General features: G+C 68.1%; 2 protein-coding genes. Both read right to left on the bottom strand.

Going from position 1 to position 1,369, the window contains the following annotated elements; translation table 11 throughout:
* Positions 1-777: hypothetical protein (locus tag AOK17_RS47120; RefSeq protein ID WP_055618768.1), on the bottom strand; the 777-nt coding region annotated here is incomplete at its 3' end.
* Positions 774-1,369, bottom strand: a 596-nt coding sequence (gene qcrC, locus AOK17_RS47115; RefSeq protein WP_055618767.1) for a cytochrome bc1 complex diheme cytochrome c subunit, incomplete at its 5' end; no start/stop codon positions are given. The genes AOK17_RS47120 and qcrC, both read right to left, overlap by 4 nt.

Raw genomic sequence — 1,369 nt, 5'->3', positions numbered from 1 at the left:
GTCCGGCTGCAGCCGGACGATCATCAGGGCCGCCTTGGCGATCTCGGTCTGGAACTCGTGGTCGTGCTCCTCCAGGCCCTCGGGCTTGGCGAAGGTGAGCGAGCCCACGGCGACGTCGGAGGGACGCAGCGGCTCGTTCGTGTTCATGTTGACGAGCAGCAGTCCCTTGCGCCACAACGTGTGCCGCAGCTTGTCCTCCGGCAGCGGACCGAGGTCGCGCAGCAGGACGATGCCGGACAGCGGGAACAGCGTCAGCGCGCCGAACATCGTGTTGCGGATCAGCTTGCGGCGGCCGAGCGCGGACTCCTTGGCGCCCTGCTTGAAGTCGGCCAGCACCTTGGCCTTGACCTCGGGCTCCGCCGCGATGGCGTGGCGCTCGTCGGTCATCTCCTCGTCGGACATCAGGGTGCGGGCCCAGTGGACCGCGCCCGCGCCGATGCAGAACAGCGCCAGTCCGAGCGTCATGCCCAGGGCGAAGTTCAGTCCGCTGATGTGGCCGAGCGGGAAGATGTAGACGATCTTGTCTGCGGGGATCGTCACGAACGCCGCGATGAAGCCGACCGTGGCCAGCATCGACAGCGTGAACAGGAAGGCGACCGTGCGCTCGGAGCGCTTGGCGGCCCGCTCGTCGATGTCCTGGATGCGGTGCTCGTGCGGCGGCAGACCGGGGTCCGCGAACGGGTGTTTCTCGTCCGCGACACTCACGGCGCCGTGCGCGTGCTCGTCGTCGGCCCGCTCGGCGGGCAGGTTCTCTTCTGGGGTCTCTTGGCTACTCATGACTTCTTGGCCTTTGCGGTCCGGGCGGCGACCCACACGGCGACGGCGATCAGACCGCCGAGACCGAAGACCCAACCGAAGAGGCCTTCACTGACCGGCCCGAGGCCGCCCAGCTCCAGACCACCGGGGCTCTCAGAGTCGTCGCTGTTGACCGCGTGCAGGTACGCGATGATGTCCTGCTTGTTCTTCTCCGTCAGCGTGGTGTCGGGGAAGGACGGCATGTTCTGCGGGCCAGTCTGCATGGCCTCGTAGATGTGCTTCGGGTCGACATCCTCCAGCGTCGGGGCGTACTTGCCGTTCGTCAGCGCGCCGCCCTTGCCGGTGAAGTTGTGGCACTGGGCGCAGTTGGTACGGAAGAGCTCACCGCCCTTGGCGATGTCCGCGCCCTCGGGGTTGTACTGCGCCTCGGTCGGCACCGTCGGACCGGCGCCCAGCGAGGCGACGAACGCCGCGAGCTGGTCGATCTCGGCCTGCGAGTAGATGACCTTCTTCTTCGGAATCTGCGCGCCGGGCTGCTGGGCCGGCATACGGCCGGTGCCGACCTGGAAGTCGACGGCCGCGGCGCCCACGCCGACGAGACTCGGACCGTCAG

Source organism: Streptomyces phaeochromogenes (assembly GCF_001418655.1).
Lineage (GTDB): Bacteria > Actinomycetota > Actinomycetes > Streptomycetales > Streptomycetaceae > Streptomyces > Streptomyces phaeochromogenes.
The sequence above is the reverse complement of the archived record's forward strand: the minus strand, read 5'-3'. Positions and strand labels throughout refer to the sequence as shown.